This is a genomic window from Clostridium sp. AF02-29, from assembly GCF_934835585.1.
GTDB lineage: Bacteria > Bacillota > Clostridia > Lachnospirales > Lachnospiraceae > Otoolea > Otoolea fessa.
Genome location: NZ_CAKVZK010000041.1, coordinates 1 through 24127, shown reverse-complemented (window position 1 = coordinate 24127; position 24127 = coordinate 1). Strand labels below are relative to the sequence as shown.

Genomic DNA, 24127 nt, shown 5'->3' with positions numbered 1-24127 from the left:
GATTATACTATGAAATCCTTGAGAATAGGCTGTCAACTTTATTTATACACCATCAAAATGAGCAATTTAATGAAAACCACATCGACGCAAACGGTCAAACCTCGACCTAAATGGTCACGGTTTTGAATAAAGGAGGCGGTTGAGCTTTGATGCATTTTGCGATTGTTGAAGACTTGAAGATAGATCAGAAGCATCTGATTCATTTGATACAGGAGAACTTGGAGAAGCATGGGGAAACGGCGTGCTTTGACTGCTACGAGAGCGGCGAGGCGTTTCTGGAAGCATTCCGTCCGGGGCTTTTTAATGCGGTTTTTATGGATATTATGCTGGACCGGAACGGGCGCAATGGCATTGACACGGCGCTGGAGCTTCGCAAGAGCGCAGAACGTCTCCCGATCATTTTTACCACATCGGAACGTGATTATTCGCTGCAGGGGTACCGTGCCCATCCGCTTGATTATCTCTTAAAACCGGTTGAGGAAAAGGCGCTTGCCTGGTGTCTTGATGAGATCCGGACATTTCTCGCCGCACCCGCCTACATCGAAATTCAGGCGGTGCTCGGACGGGGACAGGCATCCACGCAGCGGATTCTGCTCGATGATTTTCTATATGCGGAGACGCAAAACCACCGGCTGATCATCCACACCCGTTCCGGCGACGCGGCTACACGCCTTTCCTTTTCCGAACTGATGGCACTGCTTCCGAAAGGCGGTCGTTTTTACATGAGCGGACGCGGGCTGCTCATCAATTTTTCACAGGTTACCTCGGTGGACGAGGACGGTTCTGTCCATCTGAAAAACGGCGGCTGCTTTTTCTGCAGCCGCCGGAAGAAAAAAGAGACGAAAGAAGCATTTGCAACCTACTTATTTGACACGTTGCGGAAGGGAGGTACTCTATGAGCTGGTCTGTGTTTGGCAAGGCATTTCTCTGTGAAACAGTCTATGCCATTCCTTTTTTTATTTTATCAATTCTGCCATTTAAAAAGCAGCTGCGATTTCCGGTCAAAATCCTGATTCTGTTCATTTTTATCGGTCAGTTGCTCCAGTCCTCCCTGTATACCTACCTGGTCAGCCACGGTAAACCGACCCGCGTCACCGACACGGTATTTGCCCTCGTTTCCCTGGCGATCTATTTTTTATGTGTGAAGGCTAATTTCTGGAAACTTCTGTTTCTGGGAGACTTCATCCTGAATTATTTTGTCACGGTCCGCGGCATCTGTTTCTTTCTGGAAAGCCGCCTGTTCTACGACCCCAGCATTACTTATTATTCACTCCGTGATGAAAGCCTGCTGCTCACCTCGATTCTTCTGCTTCTGACGCTTCCGCTCGGACTCAAATTTATGAAAAATGCTACGGAACGCGTTTTTCAGGTAGACAGCTCCGCATTCTGGCAGAAGGTCTGGTTTATTCCATTTTCATGTACCCTGATTATCTGCGCTTATAACTTTGATTTAAACATTGACACCGTCCGCAAGTTCCGTTTTATCCTCACGCGGCTCTGGCTCTTTGCCATGACAATTCTCATCTACTATGTCCTTTTGGAAGCGCTCAATGCAATCCGCCAGCAGGCGCAGCTGGAAGAACGCGCAGCGCAGCAGGACACTCTCCTGGCGATGCAGTACACACAGTATCAGCAGCTTTCCCACCACATTGAAGAGGTACGGGAGGCGCGCCACGACCTGCGCCAGCACTTAAATCTCATCGAGCATTACCTGCAGAGTGGGAAAACGGAGGATCTGAAAGCCTATATCGAACAATACCGCATGACGCTTCCGCCGGACACCGCGCGGACCTGGTGTGAAAATTATGCGGTCAACACGATTATCAGCTATTACGGTGAGGAGGCGCGCAAGGCGTCGGTCGATTTTTCGGTCCGCATCCAGCTTCCGCCATCTCTCCCGCTGCGTGAGCCGGAGCTCTGCTCGATCTTCGGCAATCTTCTGGAAAATGCCCTCGATGCCTGTCGGGAATGTACGGACAGCGCGCCGTTTATCCGCATCTGCGCCCAGGAGGATGCCAGTCACATCGTGAGCGCCGTTGACAATACCTGCTGCCATCCGCCGATCGAGGAAAATGGACGGTTCCGCTCGACCAAACATGACGGGCTCGGCACGGGAACCGCCTCCATCCGTTCGATCGCGGAACGGTATCAAGGCGTGGCGGATTTCCGGTATGAGGACGGGATCTTTTATGCATCAGTGATGTTGAAATTTGATTCTAAAATTTCTCACGGAAATCCTTGAAAAAAGATTGACTTTCATCGTGTCAGGACGCATAATATAAATAATAATCATTATCAATATTATTTAGAAAGATTGGAGTGTCGCCTATGAAAACCTTAAAATACAGCCGTCAGCGCGAATCGATCAAAGCCTGCCTGATGAGCCGGAAGGATCATCCGACCGCCGACGCCCTTTACACCAGCATCCGGGAACAGTTTCCGAATATCAGCCTTGGAACCGTTTACCGCAATTTAAACCTGTTAGTTGAGCTGGGCGAGATCCGGAAGCTGTCCTGCGGCGACGGCACGGATCATTTCGATTATGATACATCCCCACATTACCACTACGTCTGCCGCCAGTGCGGACGGGTCATGGATATTCCGATGGAAGCAACCAAGGAGCTGGAGACAGCCGCCAAAGAATTTGTGCTGGGAACGATCGACGACCATACCGTGTTTTTCTATGGGATATGCGATGAGTGTCTGAAAGGGGAAAAGCACTAAAAGTTCTGAGAATATCCGGGTTATCGATAAAAATGAAAAAATAAGAATTATTTCTATTTTTTCATTGACAAACGCAGGAATCTATGATATCTTAATATCAGTAATCATTACTGATTTCATTTAAGCCAAATAAACGATTTCGTTTTAAAAGCTCCTATGAAACAGAATGGTTGCAAACAACTTTACTATCTATTTTATTGTTTCTATAAAACACGAAATTAAAAATTTATTTTAGAAAAGGAGAATTGACTATGAAGAAATTTGTCTGTACAGTATGTGGTTACGTATACGAGGGTGAGGCTGCTCCGGAGAAATGTCCAGTATGCGGCGCTCCGGCTTCCAAGTTCAAAGAGCAGTCCGGCGAGATGACTTGGGCAGCTGAGCACGTAGTTGGTGTGGCACAGGGTGTCAGCGAGGATATTCTCGAAGATTTAAGAGCTAACTATGAAGGCGAGTGCAGAGAAGTTGGTATGTACCTGGCGATGGCACGTGTAGCTCACAGAGAGGGCTATCCGGAGATCGGTCTGTACTGGGAGAAGGCAGCTCACGAAGAGGCTGAGCACGCTGCTAAGTTTGCAGAGCTTCTCGGCGAAGTTGTAACTGATTCCACCAAGAAGAACCTGGAGATGCGTGTAGAGGCTGAGCACGGCGCAACCGAAGGCAAATTTGACCTTGCAAAACGTGCGAAAGCTGCTAACCTGGATGCAATCCATGACACCGTTCATGAGATGGCTCGTGACGAGGCTAGACATGGCAAGGCATTTGAGGGTCTGTTAAAGAGATACTTCAACTAATCTGAGTGAATGAATGGACAGCGCATTACGGCGCTGGTGAATAAAAGAGAACGGATGAGGGCGTATGAAAATGGGAAATTCCTTTTTCATACGCCCTGTCTATTTTATGCAGATTTGTTTTATGTCTCTGTTCAAAAAGACGCCAAAATCTTATCTACCGTCTCCTTCTCCATCTCCCCAATCGGAATCATCTCCGCCGGTACGTCCTCATATGGCAGCAGCGCTTTCTCATACCAGGTAACATCGTGCCATTTTCCGCTCTTATAACCGGTATTTTTGCACACGCCCATCGTCCGGAATCCGCATCCGTTATGCATCGCATCGCTCTTCACATTCGGACTTGTCACCAGACTGTAGACGGTGTGGACGCCCTGTGCCTTTAAAAGCTCTAAAAGCACCAGAAGCATCCGTTTGCCGATGCCCTTCGACGTCACCCGACTGTCCAGATATTCAGAAAGTTCCGCATTCCAACGGTACGCCGCGCGCTCAAGCTGCTTATGTCCATATGCGTAACCGATGATTCTGCCTGTTTCATCCTCGCAGACAATCCACGGATATTCTGCCGTGATCGCCCGGATGCGCCCCTCAAATTCCTCCAGGGACGGCAGCTCCGTCTCAAACGTGATCGGCGTGTCCATATATTGTGCATAAATTTCCAGTATCGCAGGTGCATCGGCGATGGCGGCCAGACGCAGGCGGCAGGATGTATGGTCCATAAACTGGTTCCTCCCTATTATTTTCGGTCAATTTTCCTTTACAAGCAACTATATATGAATCTTCCTGTTTCGTCAACTATTCGCAACCGGATTCATGCCTGCCCGTGAACCCCTCAATCCACCAGCTCATTCTGATGCCTCGACAAATGCTCATACGGCAGAATCAGCCGCCCCCGGTACAGCCCGCAGCCGTCATTGACAAGGTCGTTGTTGATTGCCGTAAACATATTGACATCGAGCTCAGCCAACTTGAGCGACACCAGGCGCTGGCAGCGCTCGTATGCCTCGTCAAAATAAATGCACGCACCTTCCGGTATCTCATCCCGCCTGGCCCGCTCGCCCTCCTGGCGCTTTTCATAGCTTAAATGATTGGCCACGCCGATCTCCGCGATATCGTCCATGTGCTTCGTGCGAAGCTGTACCTCCACATAGCTTCTGGAACAATTATCGTAAAACGTAATATGCAGAGACTGGTAATCATCCGAACTATTTCCGCAGACATAATCACGGTAGTACGGCCTTACCTCCTCATCCATCAACGGGGAGGTACTCTCCTTCACCCCGTAAGCCGGTTCCGCCGTAAACCCGCGTTCCTCCAGAAATCCCGGAAGTTCATTCGCAATCTGGTAGAGGTACCGGATATCTGCCTCCTGCTGCGATTCCCCCGGTTTCAGGTAACACTTCGGCAGTGAAATCACGATCCGGTACGCGATCAGGTCGCGGAAACAGCTCAATCTCTGCTTCAAATCGGAGATCGACGGAAATGTCTTATGTTCCGTGTAACAATCATAGATATACTCGACGATATATCCGTTAAACTTCGCCTCCGAGCGGATCAGCGATTTGATTCTGCCCTTAAAGTTAAATGCCAGAAGCGGATATTCCTTTGCCATATGAATATAAAATTCCCGGATCTTCTGTGACTGGGTCGTCAGGAAATCATTGTGTTCCAAAAGTTCCCGGATCTGAATCAGGAAATTTGCATGTATCAGGTCTATCTCATTGTTTGTCTGTTTTGCCTCCGCTTTCAAATCCCGGCTGTAATTCTTTAAAATCTTAAACATCGTATCGCCGGAATACAGATAATCGTTTAAGGTCACCATGGTCCTCACCTCCCTGCTGCAGCAAAAAGGGGACGGTGCATAGGATAACAATGCCCCAGATGCACCAGCCCCCTCATTTATAAAATAGAGCTATTTATTTTCCGTAAACCTTCTTGATCCGCTCCATTGCCTCTTTTGTATTCGCAGTCGTACCAAATGCAGTCAGACGGAAGAATCCTTCTCCATTCTTACCAAATCCGCTGCCCGGTGTGCCGACCACATTTGCTTTGGCAAGCAGATCGTCGAAAAATTCCCAGGATTTCATGCCGTTCGGGCACTGCATCCAGATGTACGGTGAATTTTCGCCGCCGATGTGCCAGATGCCAAGCTCTTTTAAGGTCTCGGTCATGATCTTCGCATTGGTGCGGTATACGTCCAGGTGCTCGCGGCACTGTGCCATGCCCTCCGGTGAAAGAGCTGCCTCTGCGGCGCGCTGTACCGGGTAGGAAACGCCGTTAAACTTGGTTGTCTGGCGGCGCAGCCACATCTTGCGGATAGAAGAACCACCGCGCTCTAATTCAGACGGAACCACAGTATAGCCACAGCGGGTTCCGGTAAAGCTTGCCAGCTTCGAAAGGGAGCAGAACTCGATCGCGCAGGTCTTGGCGCCCTCAATCTCAAAAATACTTCTCGGAAGCGCCGGATCTGCTACGAAGGACTCATACGCCGCATCAAATAAAAGAATCGCATCCTGCTCGTTCGCATAGTCAACCCACTCTTTTAACTGCTCACGGTTGTACACACCGCCAGTCGGATTGTTCGGGGAGCAGAGATAAATAATATCCGCTTTCTGTCCCTTCGGAGGCATCGGAAGAAAGCCATTTTCCACATTGGCATCCATAAATACGATCTTTCTGCCTGCCATCACGTTCGTATCCATGTAAACCGGGTATACCGGATCCGGGATCAGGACCGTGTTGTCCGCATCAAAGAGATCGAGGATATTTCCGACATCACTCTTCGCGCCGTCGCTGATGAATATATCCTCCGCCGCCACCTCAACCTGGAAGGACGCATAATACTTCTGAACTGCTACGCGCAGAAAATCATATCCCTGCTCCGGACCATATCCATGAAACGTAGCCGCCTTGCCCTGCTCCATAGCTGCTTTTGCAAATGCGTCAGCTGCTTTCTGGCAGATCGGAAGGGTTACGTCACCGATACCCATTTTGATTACTTTTGCCTCTGGATGGGCTTTGGTGTACTCATCTACTTTTTTAGCGATGGTGGAAAACAGATAGCTTTCTTCCAGATTTTTATAGTTTTCGTTGATCTTCATACTTTATTTTCTCCATATTTTAAGAATTTTTTTCCTTTACCTCCAGAGCCGCTTTCACAAACTCCCGGAAGATCGGATGTGCGCGGTTCGGGCGGCTCTTGAACTCCGGATGGTACTGAACTCCCAGATAGAACGGATGTCCCGGAATCTCCATCGCCTCTACCAGCGTACCGTCCGGAGACTGTCCGGAAAAGATAGCGCCATGCTCCATATAAACTTCCCGGAACTTGTTGTTAAATTCATAACGATGGCGATGTCTCTCTTCGATCAGACCTTTTCCATACGCTTTCATCATCAGCGTATCCGGACTGATGCGGCACGGATATGCACCCAGACGCATCGTTCCGCCCATGTCAGCCAGATCCATCTGCTCTTCCATCAGGGCAATGACCGGATGCTTGCTGTCCGGCGCAAACTCGGTTGAGTTCGCATCCTCATAACCTAACACGCCTCTGGCAAATGCGATCGCCGCGATCTGCATACCAAGGCAGATGCCAAAGTACGGGATATTGTTTCTTCTCGCATAATCAGCTGCCGCAATCATGCCCTCGATGCCTCGGATGCCGAAGCCGCCCGGCACGATGATACCGGTTGAACCGCCCAGGATTTCCGGTGCCGTCTCCGGGGTGATCGTCTCGCTATCCACCCAGTTGATCTCCACCTGCGCGCCATTTTCCCATCCGGCATGGTGCAGGGATTCTACGATCGACAGATAGGAGTCGTGCAGTTTGACGTACTTGCCGACCAGGGAAATCTTGACCGTCTTGCTGCTGTTCTTGATGCGGTCCAGCATATGCTTCCACTCCGTCAGATCGCACTCCTGCGGCGCTTTCTCAATGCCCAGCTCGCGAAGCACGATCTTGGCAAGTCCTGCTTCCTCCAGCATGATCGGTGCCTCGTAGAGAACCGGAAGGGTCAGGTTCTCAATGACGCAGTCCTCTTTGACGTTACAGAACAGTGCGATCTTGCGGAAAATGGACGGATCGTCCACCGGACGGTCACAGCGCGCTACGATGATATCCGGCATGATACCAAAGGACTGCAGCTGTTTAACCGAATGCTGCGTCGGTTTTGATTTATGCTCGCCAGAAGATTCCAGATACGGAATCAGGGTTACATGGATGAAGAGGCAGTTGCTGCGTCCCGCCTCGCAGGACACCTGGCGGATGGCTTCCAGGAACGGCTGTGACTCAATATCGCCGGTCGTTCCGCCGATCTCTGTGATAACGATGTCCGCATCGGTCTTTTCCTGCACGGAATAGATAAATGATTTTATCTCATTTGTGATATGTGGAATCACCTGTACCGTCTCGCCCAGATATTCGCCGCGGCGCTCTTTATTTAGCACATTCCAGTAGACCTTACCGGTCGTCAGGTTGGAATACCGGTTTAAATCTTCATCTATAAAACGCTCATAATGCCCCAGATCCAGATCCGTCTCCGCACCGTCGTTTGTTACGAATACTTCGCCGTGCTGATACGGGCTCATGGTTCCCGGATCGACGTTGATATACGGATCCAGCTTCTGCGCTGCTACCTTAAATCCCCGTGCCTTCAAAAGACGTCCCAGAGACGCTGCTGTAATACCCTTCCCCAATCCTGATACAACACCGCCTGTCACAAAAATAAATTTTGCCATCTGCTTTTCCTCCTCTTCCTTTCTTTAAAATATTAATCCACTTTTTCCGTCATATATGATTCTGTCAGATTTTGCCTTCGCAAAAGATTTCAGCCTGCACGGATTCCGCAACCCTCAAAACGCAGAATCCATGCAGACCATCGTTCTTTTTAGTCGTTCTCATGCTCCTGAAGCACATAACCCGGAATCTGGATTTCTTCCGGTTTTTCCATCTGGCTCAGCTCTTTTCTAGCCGCTGCACCATGTGCAATGTGCGCGATATCTACCAGTTCAACATTGTCCTCGTTGTACTGGCTTTCCAGTGTCAGCGCCAGGACAGCCGCGGTATCAAGCGATGTCAGGCACGGAATACCAAGCTCGACTGCCTTTCTTCTCAGGCGGACACTGTCGCGTCCCGGCTGGCGTCCCGTCTTGGAGGTGGAAATTACATAGCTGATCTTTCCTTCTTCCAGCAGGGAAATGGTCGTCTCCTCGCCCTCTTTGGCTTCCTTCGGCTTCTTGACTAACGTTGAAGAAATGCCGACGCTGTTTAACCGGCTTGCAGTACCGGAGGTCGCGTAGATGTGGAATCCCATCGCCACATACTCTTTAACCAGCTCGCGCAGGTCGCTCTTATCGGTATCGCGGACACTGATTAAGACGCCGCCCTCGCGCTTCATCGTATATCCGGCTGCTACCAGGCCTTTGAACAGCGCTTCCTCCATCGTCCGGGCGATACCCAGTACCTCGCCGGTCGATTTCATTTCCGGTCCGAGCTGTGTATCTACGTTGGACAGCTTCTCAAAGGAGAAGACCGGAACCTTGACTGCGTAGTACGGAGAGCACGGATACAGACCTGTCTCGTAGCCCATGTCAGCCAGCTTCTCGCCCATCATGATGCGGGTTGCCAGATCGACCATCGGCACGCCGGTTACCTTGCTGATGTACGGCACGGTACGGGACGAACGCGGGTTGACCTCGATGATATAGATCGTATCCTCATGCAGGACATACTGGATATTGATCAGGCCTTTCGTATTCATGGACAGCGCCAGACGGATGGAATAGTCCACCAGACGGTCTTTCTGGCTCTCGGTCAGCATAAATGCCGGATATACCGCGATGGAGTCGCCGGAATGGACGCCCGCACGCTCGATGTGCTCCATGATACCCGGAATCAGAACCGTTTCTCCGTCGCAGATCGCGTCGACCTCCAGCTCGGTACCCATCAGGTATTTATCAATCAGGATCGCATTCTCAATCTTGTGTGAGAGAATAATCTTCATATACTCATGAATATCGGCGTCGTTGTACGCGATAATCATGTTTTGTCCGCCTAATACATAGCTCGGACGCATCAGAACCGGATAGCCCAGATGATTTGCCGCCTGGATTGCCTCATCTTCAGTGTAAACGGTCTGACCCGCTGCCTGTTTCATATTTAATTTTTTCAGCAGGGCTGCGAAACGTCCGCGATCCTCCGCCATATCGATGCTGTCTGCCGGAGTGCCGAGAACCGGAATATTGTTCTCTACAAGGCATTTTGTCAGACGGATCGCTGTCTGTCCGCCAAAGGCCACAACTGCGCCGATCGGCTTCTCGATCCGGATGATATCCAGCACATCCTCCGGTGTCAGCGGCTCAAAATACAGACGGTCTGCTACGTTGAAGTCGGTGGAAACGGTCTCCGGGTTGTTATTTACGATGACAACCTCATAACCGGCTCTCTTTAATGACCATACGCAGTGAACAGAGGCGAAATCAAACTCGATACCCTGACCGATACGGATCGGACCGGAACCAAATACCATAACAACCGGTTTTCCGCTTGCATTCTCTTTAATAAATTCTTCTGCCTCATCTTCCTCGCCGAAGGTGCTGTAGAAGTAAGGGGTACTTGCCGTAAACTCAGCGCTGCAGGTATCAACCATGCGGTAGCATGCCGGAACATGCTTGATTTCCGAAAGCCCGGTCATCTCCTTGATGACTGCATCCGGGAATCCGTTCTGTTTGGCTTCCATATAAAGCGCATCGCTCAGAGTCTCAGACTGCATCCGGCGTTCCAGGGACAGGATGTGCATCAGTTTATTTAAGAACCACTCGTCGATCTTGGTCAGCTCATGAATCTCGGCAACGGTCACGCCGCGCTTGAAGCTCTCATAGATTGCAAACAGACGCTCGTCATCCTGCGCCAGAATTTTTTCTCTCAGCTCTTCCACACTCATCGGCGCCAGTTTCTTCATGTTCAGGCTGTTCTGGGAGATCTCCGCGCCGCGGACTGCCTTCATGAGCGCCTGCTCAAAGTTGCGGCCGATCGCCATAACCTCGCCGGTTGCCTTCATCTGGGTACCCAGCTTCCGGCGTCCGTAAACGAATTTATCAAATGGCCATTTCGGGAATTTAACCGTTACATAGTCAAGGGCCGGCTCGAAGCATGCCATCGTCTCGCCGGTTACCTCGTTCGGAATCTCGTCCAGATGATAACCGATCGCAATCTTGGTTGCCACGCGGGCAATCGGATATCCGGTTGCTTTCGAAGCAAGGGCGGAAGAACGGGATACACGCGGGTTTACCTCGATAACGGCATATTCAAAGCTCTCCGGATTCAGCGCAAACTGGCAGTTGCAGCCGCCCTCGATACCCATCGCCTGGATAATATTCAGCGCTGCGGAACGAAGCATCTGGTATTCCTTATCCGCCAGCGTCACAGCCGGTGCGATAACAATGGAGTCGCCGGTGTGGACGCCGACCGGGTCAAAGTTTTCCATCGAGCAGACCGTAATCTCGTTGCCGATGGCATCGCGCATTACCTCAAACTCGATCTCCTTCCATCCGGAAATACATTTCTCAACCAGAATCTGATTGATCGGTGACAGGCGGATACCCGCCTCCGCGATGTTGTAAAGCTCTTCTTTATTTGCCGCAATACCGCCGCCGGTACCGCCCAGGGTAAAGGCCGGACGCACGATAACCGGGTAAGAAATAACCTCGGCAAAATCAAGCGCATCCTCGATGGTGGTGACAACCTTGGACGGAATGACCGGCTCACCGATAGCTTCCATCGTATCTTTAAAGCACTGGCGGTCCTCCGCCTTATCGATGGTCTCCGGGGACGCGCCGAGAAGCGTTACATTGTGGCTCTTTAAGAAACCTTCTTTGGCAAGCTCCATGGACAGTGTCAGTCCGGTCTGTCCGCCCAGGGTGGACAGGATGCTGTCAGGCTTCTCTTTTTCAATGATTCTCTTGACAAATTCCAGGGTCAGCGGCTCGATGTATACGTGATCCGCAATGGCGCTGTCCGTCATGATGGTTGCCGGGTTGGAGTTTACTAAAACGACCTCCAGACCTTCCTCTTTTAAAGCCCGGCACGCCTGCGTTCCTGCATAGTCAAACTCTGCCGCCTGACCGATGACGATAGGGCCGGAACCGATTACCATAACTTTTTTCAGGGATTTATTTAACGGCATGACGCGCCCTCCTTTTTCTTATAATCTCTCATCATCTGAATGAAACGCCCAAACAGCTCTTCCGTATCCTTCGGACCTGCACAAGCCTCTGGATGGAACTGGACGGTAAATGCCGGCATATCGTGGTAGGTGATGCCCTCGCAGGTGCCGTCGTTGACATTGATAAATGTCTCCTCCGCGCCCTCCGGTAGCGTATCGCGCAGTACCTCATAGCCGTGGTTCTGGCTGCTGATGTAGACGCGTCCGGTCGTCAGATCCTTGACCGGCTGGTTCGCACCTCTGTGACCGAATTTCATCTTTCCAGTCTTCGCGCCCTTGGCAATCGCCAGCAGCTGGTGTCCCAGGCAGATGCCGAACATCGGTTTTCCAGCCTTCGTAATCTTTCGGATCTCCTCGATGATCTCCGGGTTGTCCTCTGGGTTGCCTGGACCGTTGGAAAGCATGATTCCGTCCGGATTCATCTTAAGAATCTCCTCCGCCGTCGTACCTGCCGGAAGGTCAGCCACGCGGCATCCGCGCCTGGTCAGCTCGCGGATGATATTTTCCTTTGCGCCGAAATCCCAGAGCACAATCTGGAACTCTTCTTTCTCATCCGCCGGTTTGATCTCACATTTCTTTGGTGTAACGGTTTCAACCGCCTTTGTAATGTGGAAGTTTTTCACTTCCTCCAGCTTTTTCGCGTCATACGGCGGCTTCACCTCGGTCAGCCAGCCGTTCATCGAACCGGATTCACGAATGGTTTTTGCCAGCTTTCTCGTATCGATTCCATAGACGCCCGGGATGTTTCTTTCTTTAAAAAAGGTGTCAAGATCCCCACTGCATCTGAAGTTGGAAGGTTCCTGACACCACTCTTTTACGATATAGGCTGATAAATATACCTCTTCATTCTCGAAGTCCTGCGGAATCACTCCGTAGTTTCCGATTAACGGAAATGTCTGAACGACAATCTGTCCAAAATAGCTGGGATCTGTGATCGTCTCAAGGTATCCTGTCATACCGGTTGTAAATACGACTTCTCCGGTCACTTCACGTAAAGGAGCGCCAAAGCTTTTTCCCTCAAAATAGTCGCCGTTTTCCAACAGAAGATATACCGGTTTCTCCATCTGGTCACCATTCCTTTCTCTCTCGTACCCCGCCTGTGAATAGCTTCATGCAGGCAGTTTACTTTTTCATTCTCAATAGCCTCACATTTGAGCAAATCTGTTTTTCCTCAGATGCGTTTTTCACATCATTACAGACGTATTTTATAAATTGTCTGATTCTGCAAAAAAGGCGTCCATGAGCAGAGCCCATGAACGCCTTTGTTCATTTTCTGAAAGATTATAGCATAGGTAGGTTCTATGCGTCAAGAGGTTTTTTATTCATTTTCGGATGGTTTATGCACTATTTATGCATTTTTATGCATTTAACATGTAGAATCTTGTCGGTTCTGGGTAAATAAAGCCCTTGTCTGATCCGCGTTATTTCCTTATAATAGGGATGAATGAAACTGACTTGGAGGTATTTTCATGGATAAAATTACAAGCTTCACCATTGACCATCTGAAACTGCTCCCTGGCGTCTATGTGTCCCGCAAGGATCGCGTGGGCGATCAGGTCATCACCACCTTTGATATCCGCATGACACGCCCCAACTATGAGCCAGTCATGAATACGGCGGAGGTTCACACCATCGAGCACCTGGCTGCCACCTGGCTGCGAAATAACGAGGAGTGGAAAGACCGCGTCCTCTACTTCGGACCGATGGGCTGCCGCACCGGCTTTTACCTGCTTCTCGCAGGCGACCTGACATCCGAGGAGATCGTGCCGCTGATGAAAGGGCTCTTTACTTTCATGCGCGACTACAAAGACGAGGTTCCGGGTGCTTGTGCAAAAGATTGCGGCAACTACCTCGATATGAACCTGCCGATGGCAAACTGGCTGGCTGACCGCTTTCTGCGCGAAGTCTTAGATGGAATTGGTCCGGAGAGACTGGTTTATCCGGAATAAAAGACAAGAATAGCAGGCGGTATGCTTTGAAACACAAAACCCCCAGATGCTGCAGCATCTGAGGGGTTTTATTCTATTATTTTCTATTTTCCCTATTTTCTTGCATCCGCAGCCGCTGCATGTCCGGATAATCCTTCTCCATGCGCCATACGCGATACAAGCGGTGCGATCCGCGCGGATGCCTCCGGGGTCATGCTCTGGTGGGTACAGGTCTTTAAGAATGTACCAACCCAGACGCCGCCGGTATAACGTGCCGCCCGAAGAGTCGGAAGTGTGTGGTTGGTTCCGGAAGCATAATCACCAAATACCTCCGCCGTATTCTGACCGATAAACAGGGAACCGTAATTAACCAGCTTCGGAATCAGTGCATCCGGATCTTCCACGTTGATCTCCAGATGCTCCGGTGCGTACTCATTCGCATACTGAACTGCCTCGTCCAGGCTGTCTACCACGCCGATCTCTCCAAACGTATCCCAGGACTGTCTCGCAATCTTTGCCGTATCCAGAATCTTCAGCTCTTCCTCTACCGCCTCAATCACGCTCTTTCCAAATGCCTCATCGGTTGTCAGAAGAATGCCCTTCGCATTGACATCATGCTCGGACTGTGCCAGCAGATCTGCCGCTACCACCTTCGCGCTCGCTTTTCCGTCCGCGATTACCAGGACCTCGCTCGGCCCGGCTACAAAGTCGATGCCGACCTGCCCGTAGCACTGACGTTTCGCCTCGGTTACGAAGCGGTTCCCCGGCCCTACAATAATATCCACCGGCTTGATGCTCTCAGTTCCATAGGAAAATGCTGCGATCGCCTGTGCACCGCCCAGTGCGTAGATCTCATCCACGCCAGCCAGATCCATCGCTACCAGCGTCTTGGCATTGATATGACCCGTTCCCCGCACTACCGGAGAGCAGGCGGTGATACGTTTTACACCCGCTGCCTTCGCCGGAGTCGCTAACATCAGCGCCGTCGAATACAGCGGATAATTACCGCCCGGCACATAACAGCAGCAGGACTCCACCGGAATGATGCGGTGTCCTAAAAAGACTCCCGGCTCCGGGCTGAAATTGTCAAGCGGTTTCACGGTCTGTCTCTGCGCGTTCGCAAATGCCTCGATATTGTGATGCGCCGCTTTCAGATCCGCCAGCTCCTGCTCGCCCAGTTCCTTATAAGCCGCATCAATCTCCTCCCGGCTGACCCGCAGCGATTCACGGGTACATCCGTCAAACTTCTCATTGTACTCCCTCAGTGCCGCGTCCCCGCGCCCCCGGACCTCACCAATAATCCCCGCCACGATCTCCCGCAGATTCCGGTTATCTTCCTCGCTTCGAACCTGTGCTTCTTTTATAATCTTGATCATACGTTCTGCCTCTCTGTATAAGTTTTATCATTTTTTCCAAGTATACCACAAGTCTTTTTATTTTGCGATACAAAATAAACCTATCCAACACATCTGAAACCAGAACGTTACTGTACACGGGTAGGCACTTTTGGAACCGAAAGTGCCGTAAGAAAACGTGGTGGCAGCAGGAATTTGCCGTATTTAAATGCGAAGCCACGGCAAATTCCGTTACTGGGCACGTTTGCGTGAACAGTAACACCAGAACAGGATCTCACTTTTCTCTTAAACAACCGTCTCAATATTCTTAACCACAAATCCCTCTTTTTCAACCGCTTCCTGCAGCTTCGCATCGTCCACGCCATTCTCATAGAACACGCGGGCAATGCCTCTGTCTACGTCCGCATCTGCACGGATGACGCCGTTCTGGGCGGTCAGGGCTTTTTCAACGGATTTCTTGCAATTTGCACAGTGCATACCCTCGATCCGCATGATCTTGGACGGGGTACCCGCTGTAATCGCTTTCTTGGAAAGATCTTCGCCGCGCGCACCAGCATTCCCATCGCTGCCGCAGGAACCGCAGCTTCCACCGGAGCATCCGCAGCATCCGCCGCCTTTTCCCGTGTAATGACGGATCGCCGAACGTAATGCCAGCAAAAGCAAAATCGCTACTACAATTAAAATTCCAATATCAATCGGTCTCATACGTTATCGTCCTCTCTTCTCTGACTTTTCGATGAATGGCTTCGAAGTATCTTTTTTATTTTATCATACACACGGCAGATAAAATATCCTACAAAATAAACTACCAGAAAACCAATCACACCATAAAACATGGATCCGGATGAATCTCCCATCTATGCTTTCTCCTTTTTTTTGAAATCGAATAAAGCTGCCTCCAAACAGCAGACTTTCATTCTGCTATCCGAGGCAGCCTTATAAAGGATTAATTTTATCACTTATGATTCCAGGCACCTGCCGATGCCTGGTCAGCGGAAACGCAAAACCACCGGCCGGACGGCAGAACCTGTTTTATTTTTCATTTAGAAACTAACTTATGAAGCTGCCTCTACAGAGCTTCTTGTGTAGCTCTTCTGATCCTTATATGGATCCGGACGGAACAGCATGAACAGCATGAGTACCAGAAGGACTGCTGCCACGATAGTCCATACGTTGAATGCAACTGCGCCAAGTACCAGACCACCTAACTGATATACAATCAGGGATACAGCGTAAGCGAAGAGGTTCTGATACAGGATAGCGAACCAGAACCATTTTCTGGACTGGAGCTGCTGTGCCATCGTTGCGATAGCTGCCAGACACGGAGAGTCAAGCAGGTTGAACAGCAGGAATGTAAAGGCTGCGATGGTTGTTGGGAACCATGTCTGGATAGCTGCTGCTACGACATCGGTCTCCTCAGACAGATCCTCGGATACATTTGCCAGAACGCCCATGGTGGAAACGATAGCCTCTTTTGCTGTGAAACCAGTGATGGAAGCTGCAACCGGCTGCCACTCGCCGAAACCAAGCGGACGGAAGAGGATTGCGATAGCACCACCCAGCATAGCCAGGATAGAATCTGCAGATTCTTCTACCAGACCAAATCCACCGTCTACAAATCCGAAGGAGGACAGGAACCACATAACAACGCAAGCCAGGAACAGGATTGTACCAGCCTTGATGATGAATCCCTTCAGGCGCTCCCAAACATGAAGGAGAACGGTCTTAGCGGACGGAATGTGGTACGCCGGAAGCTCCATAACGAACGGAGCTGGTTTGCCGGAGAACGGTTTGGTCTTCTTTAACATGATCGCGGATACAAGAACCGCAACGATACCTACAAAGTACATGATCGGAGCCATCATAGTAGCCAGATCCATGTTGCCGCTCATATAGCCAGCCATAACGCCGCCCATCAGAGCGATAACCGGCAGTTTCGCACCACACGGAACGAATGTAGCGGTCATGATGGTAAGACGTCTGTCGTTGTCCTGCTCGATGGTCTTGGACGCCATGATACCTGGAACACCGCAGCCAGAGGAAATCAGCAGCGGGATGAAGCTCTTACCGGACAGTCCGAAGTGACGGAATACACGGTCCATAACGAATGCGATACGTACCATGTAACCACAATCTTCCAGAATGGAAAGGAAGAGGAACAGGATAGCCATCTGCGGAACGAAACCAAGAACGGCGCCAACACCGCCGATGATACCATCCACTACAAGGCTTACAATCAGGTCGGAAGCGCCTGCTGCTGCCAGCGCATCGCCAGCCCAGCCCTGAATTGCGCCAACAAAGGTATCATTGGTCCAGTCTGTTACGAATGTACCCACGGTAGTAACAGATACATAGTAAACTGCCCACATAACAAGAACAAAGATCGGAATACCAAGTAAACGGTTGGTTACGATGCTATCGATCTTATCAGAAAGACTCATTTTCTGAGCCGGTTTCTTTACGGTCTCCTCGATAACCTTCTGAATGTATACATATCTCTGGTCAGTGATAACGGACTCAGCGTCATCATCAAACTCTTTCTCCAGTTCCTTGGTGTAACGGGAGAAACGGTTGTCTGCACTAAAGCCAAGCTGCTCTGCAACCTTGCTGTCATTCTCGAGAACTTTGATTGCATACCATCTCTTCTCTGCATCCGGAATGCTGGAAGGAAGCTCCGCCTCGATTGCGCTTACTTTATCCTCTACGCTGCTCTCGAAAATAGCACTTACAGTGCCTGCTGCATGGCTCTTTGCAACTTTGATTGCCTCTGCAATGACTTCCTTCAGACCGGTTTTCTTCAGCGCAGAAGTCTCGATGATCGGGCAGCCAAGTTTCTTGGACAGTGCCTTTACATCAATGTTAATGCCGTTCTTCTTCAGAAGATCGCACATATTTAAAGCGATAACAACCGGAATACCTGTCTCGATCAGCTGTGTGGTCAGATACAGGTTACGCTCAATGTTGGTTGCATCGACTAAGTCTACGATGACATCCGGATTCTCTTTTAAGATAAAATCACGGGTTACAACTTCCTCCAGTGTATACGGAGAAAGGGAATAAACTCCTGGAAGGTCCGTTACATTTACTTCTTCTCCCGAAGCATCTTTTAATTTACCGGTTTTCTTCTCAACTGTAACACCCGGCCAGTTACCTACGTACTGGTTAGCCCCCGTCAGTGCGTTAAACATGGTTGTTTTACCGCAGTTCGGGTTACCCGCCAAAGCAATATGAATTGCCATTTTTCATCCTCCTGCTTTTTTAATCAAACTTATTAAACTGTCTGAACATCTACGCACTCAGCATCGGCTTTACGAAGTGAAAGCTCATATCCACGAATCGTAACCTCTACCGGATCGCCCAGCGGAGCTACTTTTCGAATAAAAATCTCGCTTCCCTTCGTGATGCCCATATCCATGATGCGGCGTTTGTATGCGCCTTCGCCATGAATCTTGACAACTTTGACGGTAGATCCAACCTGTGCATCTTTAAGCGTCATTCTCTGTTCCTCCTAACCATTCCAATTTTTCACTCGGGATTCCGTCTGCTTTTGTACCATACAACCTGCTCCGGAATATCCCCATTCCCTTGCCTTAGACCAGAATGTGTCTTGCCTGATCCTTATTTATAGCCACTCTGGACTCCTTTACGTGAATAATCACGTCTCCGTCCAGCTGGGTTATCAATTTTACTTCGGTTCCCTCGTTAAATCCCATGGATTTTAAATGAGAACGAACCTCTGTGTTTCCGCTGATCTTTTTGATCGTATAGGCGGTTCCAACGGTTGCCATCGAAATCGGCATTGCTCCCTGCATACGATTCTCCTTCCTCTGTGTTTCCGCATTCTGCCCGTCATGATGTCTCACTTAGCGGAAACGGCTCTTTTCATCTGCTACTAATCTAATTGATTCGCGTGCGCTAATTCTCATTAGTTACTGCTAACAATTATTAGACATAGCTAATTTTCATTAGATGAGACTAATTTTCATTAGATGAGACTAATTTTCATTAGTTATTACTAACTCATACATAAGGTTAGCACATGCTAACTTTATTGTCAAGTTTTTTTGCTCGGTCTGGAAATAAAAAAAGGGCGTGTTTTACGCCCGAAAATTGTCAAAAATTCCCATAATTAAAAGTCATCCCACGGAGCTTTTTTGTCATAGGACGCAGTTTTCTATGACAAAAAATACAGCACCAGAAGATGCGCCGGATAATAGATATAGAAAAAGGAACGGCATCTGCTCCGACCTCTGGAACCGTCATATAACAGGAGGCAGACAGCCGTAAGCGCCAGCACCCAGAGGGGTTCCTGCCACACGAATGCGCCGATGAGGACGGCGGCAATCATCTTCATAAACACCCCCGCCGTTTTCTCATGAAAAAGAACGTGCCTTGGCACGTTAGTGCCTGAATTTCCTATTACACAAAAATAAAATGCCAGCACCAGTCCCATCCCCCATGCGCCGCCGTCTGCTCCCGCCGCTTCTGTCAGCGTACAGAACACCGCCGTCAGCACCAGCTTCTCCCAGATACCGTTTCCATACCGCTCTAACAGCTCCATCGCAACCAGCGCCAGAAAAAAGGTCAGGCAGACATTCTGGTGCTGTGCATCCATCCAACGTCCGGAAAATGCCAGATCATACGGAATCTCCGACACAGCCGCCGCCAAAAGCAGCCTCCGTCCATAACATCTGCGATCCCGCGTGTGAAAAAAACCTTCTACTAATAAAAAGGCGAACAATGGAAACGCCAGATCCCCAAATGTCCGGAATCCCGGAACCGGTCTGCAGATCACCGCAATGTGGTCTGCCGTCATCGCCAGGAGTGCTATATATTTAAGGGCGGAGGCACTGAGATGGAGGCGGGTTAAAACCGCTCTTTCCATCCCCTCTGATTTCTCATTCTGCTTTTCCTTGATTCGATCTTTTATCGCACTCTCCTCCCTTCGTTTCCTGTCCATTCTATCTCTATTCCATCAAATTATACTGAACATTTCACCCGCTGTCCATCCGCACTTTTCCATTCCCTTTTTCTCCATCTCCCCTATTTTCCCATTCTCATTTTCCACTCTTTCTCCCCATCTTTTTTCTTTATTTTCTCTAATAAAAAAATGTAGTTTTTTCTTATAAATAAAGGCTTTTCGGCACTTTTCCGCGTCTTTTTTACACTAATTTTACATTTTATTTGACAAACGAAAAACCGTGTTATATTCTGTAAATGGTGCTGGTGCGAGATCCTGCTGAAAAAGCAAAAATCCCGCACCGCTCTTCATTTTAAATACTAAAAAATACACGGACAAAAGAGGTAGAATCTCATGGCAAGTTTAGATGTTATTTGCATTGGCGCTATCAATTATGACTATATGTTTCACTGCACCGGACTTGATCTGGTGGAGACATCCGCCGGTGGAGGCGACGAGAACTTAAGCAACCCGATTTCCGATGTGGAAAACGATATTCAGGAGCTGGCGATAAAAGGCAAGGAGTACACGACCCAGATCGGCGGTTCCGCTTTCATCACCCTGAAAGTTGCAAAGCATATTCTCCCTAACCTGCAGGTCGCTTATGTCGGCGTGTGCGGCACGCCCAGTCCATTCGATCTGCGCTTCGGCAAGACAAATGACATTGACGCTGAGCTGGCTCACCTGGATAACCGCGACTGGCTGTTTACCACACGCGAACGCTTCGACGATCCATATTCCAAATCGATTGCCAAATCGATTGTCCGCCTTTATAATCACACGCGCAACTGTATTAAGATTGCGCCGTGTGCCAACAACACGCTCTTAGACCGCATCCAGGAACAGGAAGCCCGGACGGGAACCACACTGGCGGAGTACCTCGCGCAGGCCCGCTGGATCCACCTGTCATCCCTGTCTGATTTCGACCAATTCGAGGCAATCATGCAATCGGTCATCCAGGCAAAACATTTAAATCCTGCCATGAAAGTCAGCATGGATCCTGGTTTTGAGTATACATCGCTGCGCCGTGAGCGCTTACAGCCACTGATCGCATATGCCGATTATGTTTTCTTAAATAAATCCGAAAAGAAAAACCTCGGCTTCAATGCCCGCAGCGCCCGTCCGCTCTATGCGAACCTCTGTGAGTATTTTTCTGCGATCAACCCGGATCCCACCCGCACCCTCATTGTCAAGCACGATGACCGCCATGAGCTGATCCATTTTAAGGACGGCGTATGTCAGATCCGCACAGTCCGCCACAAAAAGCTCTACCAGTACCAGTTAAACAACGATACCGGCGCCGGTGATTCCTTTGCCGGCGGTTTCATCAGCGGTATGCTCGATGATCGGCTCAATTCGGATATCGCTGAGCCGATCCAGCTCGGTGTTCTGGCTGCCAAGGGACGGATGCGTAGTTTTGATTATGAGAACCCGTATCTGAATATACAGAAATTGACCAATGCTTTTTTTGAAGCTCTATAATAATTTTTTTCAAGTGCTGTTAAATAGCGCAGAGTGAATTGCAGCCATCATTTCAGGAGAAAAGTACCCAAAAAACAATAAAAGGGGGCTTTTCTCCTGTTTATCCTTATATAATTATATATAATAATGTCTGTACACATCTAAAAACTTCTTTCATATATTAATATCAATTTGATATTGATTTTGGAGATCCCATGATCCGCCTCAGCCTATGTATGATCGTCAAAAATGAAGAAGCCGTTTTGACGCGTGTTTTAGCATCTGCCATACAATTTGCGGATGAAATCCTCGTCGCCGACACCGGTTCCACCGATCGAACTGTAGAAATCGCCCGGCAATACACCAAACATATTTATCACTACCCGTGGAACGATGATTTCGCCGCCGCGCGCAATTTCATCTGTGAAAAGGTCTCAACCGAATACTGGATATGGCTCGACGCCGACGATATCGTTCCCGCCGAATCGATCACAGCGATTTTAAAGTTGAAAGAAACTTTAAGCAAATCCCCGCAGCCCGATGTCGTCATGATGAAATACGTTGCCGGATTTCAGCCGGACGGTACATCTGCATTTACCTACAATCGCGAACGGATTTTGCGAACGGACCGGCATTTTCGCTGGAAAGGACGCGTCCACGAAGCCATCGCGCCGCGCGGCAGGATTCTCTATTCTCCTATTCAGATCGAACACCGAAAGCCTGCTTCTGCTCTCACCCATTCTGACCGTAATCTGAAAATCTATGAAACAATGCTTGCGGACGGCGAACTGCTCGATCCACGCCATCAATACTACTACGCCCGCGAACTCATTGACCACAAACAATATGAAAAAGCCCGCCCGGTTCTGGAACATTTTCTGAACGAACCGGCCGGATGGTATGAAAATAAGACAGATGCCTGTCTGCTTCTGGCACGCTGCCATGAAATGCTCAGAAATACGGCTGCCAGCCAGCTTTCTCTGTTCCAGAGTTTCCTCTACGACCGCCCACGTGCTAAAACTTGCTGTGAGATCGGACGGTTGAAACTTTCCCTCGGAGAAATTCCCCAGGCTGTTTTCTGGTACCAGCTTGCCCTCAAAGACCGACCAGAATATCATCCAAATGCCTTTATCGAAGCCGATTACTATGATTTCATTCCTTTAATCCAGCTCTGCGTCTGCTATGATCGGATGGGAAACTATGATAAGGCACTGTATTATCATAAGGAAACAAAAAAAATCCGCCCGGATTCTCCGGCGGTTTTGACAAATGAAAAATACTTTCAAACCATATCCTCAAACCATAAAACAAACTGATTACCTATCTTGTGACATTCTCTCCGACCTCTGCGGTAGTCTGAGCGGCGGACTGGGAGTCGTTCCATCCAGCGGCATCCACACTTCCTACATTCATTCTTACCGTCTTCCACACTTATAATATTCCACAGTTCCCAGCCCTCGATTTCCCAGCCCTTTTCTACTAATGCACATCTCTTTCATCGCACACATATACTACATCAGGATGGATGTCCTAAATCTGGAAAGGAGTTTTTTATGTTTCGTCATTCATGTAATTTTCCCTACTATTTTGATGATAGTGACTATGAAAATAACGGCTATGGGCGTTGCGGACGCGATCGCGGCTGTCCCGGTTCTTTTGAACCCTACAACTGCTGTCGTCCCGGTCCCATAGGACCACGCGGCTGCCCCGGACCGATCGGACCTGTCGGTCCCACTGGTGCTGCCGGACTCGATGGACTGGACGGCGCTACGGGTCCGGCTGGGCCGACTGGTCCGACCGGCGCAACGGGGGCTACCGGCGCTGCGGGTCCGATTGGGCCGACCGGCGCTACCGGGGCTGTTGGTCCGACTGGGCCGACCGGCGCTACCGGGGCTGTTGGTCCGGCTGGGCCGGCTGGCGCTGACGGGGCTGTTGGTCCGACTGGGCCGACCGGCGCTACCGGGGCTGCGGGTCCGGCTGGGCCGGCTGGCGCTGACGGGGCTGCGGGCGCTACGGGTCCGGCTGGGCCGGCTGGCGCTGACGGGGCTGCGGGCCCAACTGGCGCTACAGGAGCTACCGGCGCTGCGGGTCCGACTGGGCCGACCGGCGCTGCAGGAGCTGTCGGCGCTACAGGAGCTACCGGCGCAACGGGTCCTACCGGTCCCGCCGCCATCGTCACCGCCGCTGCTCCCGTCGCAGATGCAACAAGTGCTGAAGATGTCGTTGAACGCTTCAATGAACTTCTTGCCAACCTGCGTGCCGCCGGACTTCTGGCAACCGACAATGCGTAAAAGGCTGAAATTCTATGAAAAAGAATGTGCCTTGACACATTCGGGCGTCTCGCGCGGTCGCTTGCGACATGTTTCTGCTTCGCGCGAGTACGCATCCTCGCGGAGCGTTTGTTGTTTCATAGAACGAAATTTCCTATGAAACAACAGAAAAACCCCGGAAACCTTACGGTTCCGGGGTATCTCTTACGTCTGGACACAATGCGCTTCCTGGAAGCGACTTTATATTATATATATACGGTACATCTTCTTGCCTGCTGCGCATACAAGAAGCACCTTTGTTTAATTCATTGATTACTCAATGATAGTAGCAACTCTACCAGATCCTACTGTACGGCCGCCCTCACGTTATTTGAATACCGTATTTCTTCGTATTTTCTATGCTTTTTGGTGGC

At 49.9% G+C, this 24127-nt stretch carries 20 protein-coding genes; 7 read left to right on the top strand and 13 right to left on the bottom strand.

The features are described 5' to 3' along the window. The first annotated feature begins 149 nt into the window (after positions 1-149). The 4 genes from PUQ60_RS10075 (at position 150) to PUQ60_RS10060 (ending at position 3518) form a co-directional block, all read left to right on the top strand. Positions 150-899 (top strand): LytTR family DNA-binding domain-containing protein, encoded by a 750-nt coding sequence (locus tag PUQ60_RS10075; RefSeq protein WP_273381494.1) that lies wholly within the window; start codon positions 150-152, stop codon positions 897-899. Further along, a complete protein-coding gene (locus tag PUQ60_RS10070) occupies positions 896-2242 on the top strand; it encodes a GHKL domain-containing protein (RefSeq protein ID WP_273381492.1) in 1347 nt (448 codons plus the stop codon). The genes PUQ60_RS10075 and PUQ60_RS10070 overlap by 4 nt, the downstream gene beginning before the upstream one ends. A gap of 86 nt (positions 2243-2328) precedes the next feature. Beyond that, entirely contained in the window at positions 2329-2724 is a 396-nt protein-coding gene (locus PUQ60_RS10065; protein WP_273381490.1) for a transcriptional repressor, read from the top strand. A gap of 251 nt (positions 2725-2975) precedes the next feature. Further along, on the top strand, positions 2976-3518 hold the full coding sequence (locus PUQ60_RS10060; RefSeq protein WP_022359001.1) for an NADH peroxidase: 543 nt from the start codon (positions 2976-2978) through the stop codon (positions 3516-3518). Between the two features lie 131 nt (positions 3519-3649). Here the strand turns inward: PUQ60_RS10060 and PUQ60_RS10055 are convergent, their stop codons facing one another. The 6 genes from PUQ60_RS10055 to PUQ60_RS10030 all read right to left on the bottom strand — a co-directional run bounded on the left by PUQ60_RS10055 (position 3650) and on the right by PUQ60_RS10030 (position 12804). Next, positions 3650-4234, bottom strand: a complete 585-nt coding sequence (locus tag PUQ60_RS10055) for a GNAT family N-acetyltransferase (RefSeq protein ID WP_107000651.1) — start codon at positions 4232-4234, stop codon at positions 3650-3652. Between the two features lie 113 nt (positions 4235-4347). Continuing rightward, complete coding sequence (locus PUQ60_RS10050) at positions 4348-5337, bottom strand: guanosine polyphosphate pyrophosphohydrolase (protein WP_273381018.1); 990 nt, start codon at positions 5335-5337, stop codon at positions 4348-4350. A gap of 94 nt (positions 5338-5431) precedes the next feature. Further along, positions 5432-6616, bottom strand: a complete 1185-nt coding sequence (locus PUQ60_RS10045) for an LL-diaminopimelate aminotransferase (RefSeq protein ID WP_107000653.1) — start codon at positions 6614-6616, stop codon at positions 5432-5434. Between the two features lie 19 nt (positions 6617-6635). Then, the gene (locus PUQ60_RS10040) at positions 6636-8255 is read right to left on the bottom strand and encodes a CTP synthase (protein ID WP_270706148.1); all 1620 of its coding nucleotides are present in this window, start codon (positions 8253-8255) and stop codon (positions 6636-6638) included. Positions 8256-8404: 149 nt separating this feature from the next. Then, entirely contained in the window at positions 8405-11701 is a 3297-nt protein-coding gene (gene carB / locus PUQ60_RS10035) for a carbamoyl-phosphate synthase large subunit (RefSeq protein ID WP_118471382.1), read from the bottom strand. Next, positions 11692-12804, bottom strand: a complete 1113-nt coding sequence (locus tag PUQ60_RS10030) for a carbamoyl phosphate synthase small subunit (RefSeq protein WP_117796273.1) — start codon at positions 12802-12804, stop codon at positions 11692-11694. Before PUQ60_RS10030 ends, carB begins: the two co-directional genes overlap by 10 nt. Before the next feature lie 405 nt (positions 12805-13209). On the opposite strand from PUQ60_RS10030, the gene PUQ60_RS10025 reads away from it, so the two are divergent. Beyond that, complete coding sequence (locus PUQ60_RS10025) at positions 13210-13689, top strand: S-ribosylhomocysteine lyase (protein ID WP_022359008.1); 480 nt, start codon at positions 13210-13212, stop codon at positions 13687-13689. A 92-nt stretch (positions 13690-13781) separates the two neighbouring features. Here the strand turns inward: PUQ60_RS10025 and hisD are convergent, their stop codons facing one another. The 7 genes from hisD to PUQ60_RS09990 form a co-directional block, all read right to left on the bottom strand. Beyond that, positions 13782-15044: a histidinol dehydrogenase gene (gene hisD, locus PUQ60_RS10020; protein WP_337800193.1), complete on the bottom strand. Its 1263-nt coding sequence runs from the start codon at positions 15042-15044 to the stop codon at positions 13782-13784. 264 nt (positions 15045-15308) lie between these two features. Further along, the gene (locus PUQ60_RS10015) at positions 15309-15728 is read right to left on the bottom strand and encodes a heavy metal-associated domain-containing protein (RefSeq protein WP_273381148.1); all 420 of its coding nucleotides are present in this window, start codon (positions 15726-15728) and stop codon (positions 15309-15311) included. Then, a complete protein-coding gene (locus PUQ60_RS10010; RefSeq protein ID WP_022359011.1) occupies positions 15725-15880 on the bottom strand; it encodes a hypothetical protein in 156 nt (51 codons plus the stop codon). Before PUQ60_RS10010 ends, PUQ60_RS10015 begins: the two co-directional genes overlap by 4 nt. 198 nt (positions 15881-16078) lie before the next feature. Continuing rightward, complete coding sequence (feoB, locus tag PUQ60_RS10005; RefSeq protein ID WP_273381149.1) at positions 16079-18262, bottom strand: ferrous iron transport protein B; 2184 nt, start codon at positions 18260-18262, stop codon at positions 16079-16081. A gap of 32 nt (positions 18263-18294) precedes the next feature. Continuing rightward, positions 18295-18519: a ferrous iron transport protein A gene (locus PUQ60_RS10000; protein WP_022359013.1), complete on the bottom strand. Its 225-nt coding sequence runs from the start codon at positions 18517-18519 to the stop codon at positions 18295-18297. A gap of 94 nt (positions 18520-18613) precedes the next feature. Further along, the gene (locus PUQ60_RS09995) at positions 18614-18835 is read right to left on the bottom strand and encodes a FeoA family protein (protein ID WP_022359014.1); all 222 of its coding nucleotides are present in this window, start codon (positions 18833-18835) and stop codon (positions 18614-18616) included. Between the two features lie 362 nt (positions 18836-19197). Further along, the gene (locus PUQ60_RS09990; protein ID WP_273381150.1) at positions 19198-19983 is read right to left on the bottom strand and encodes a TraX family protein; all 786 of its coding nucleotides are present in this window, start codon (positions 19981-19983) and stop codon (positions 19198-19200) included. A 354-nt stretch (positions 19984-20337) separates the two neighbouring features. Here PUQ60_RS09990 and PUQ60_RS09985 point away from each other — a divergent pair, with 354 nt between their 5' ends. Further along, the gene (locus PUQ60_RS09985) at positions 20338-21465 is read left to right on the top strand and encodes a carbohydrate kinase family protein (protein WP_273381152.1); all 1128 of its coding nucleotides are present in this window, start codon (positions 20338-20340) and stop codon (positions 21463-21465) included. Between the two features lie 194 nt (positions 21466-21659). Further along, on the top strand, positions 21660-22760 hold the full coding sequence (locus PUQ60_RS09980; protein ID WP_273381153.1) for a glycosyltransferase family 2 protein: 1101 nt from the start codon (positions 21660-21662) through the stop codon (positions 22758-22760). The last annotated feature ends 1367 nt before the right edge of the window (positions 22761-24127 follow it).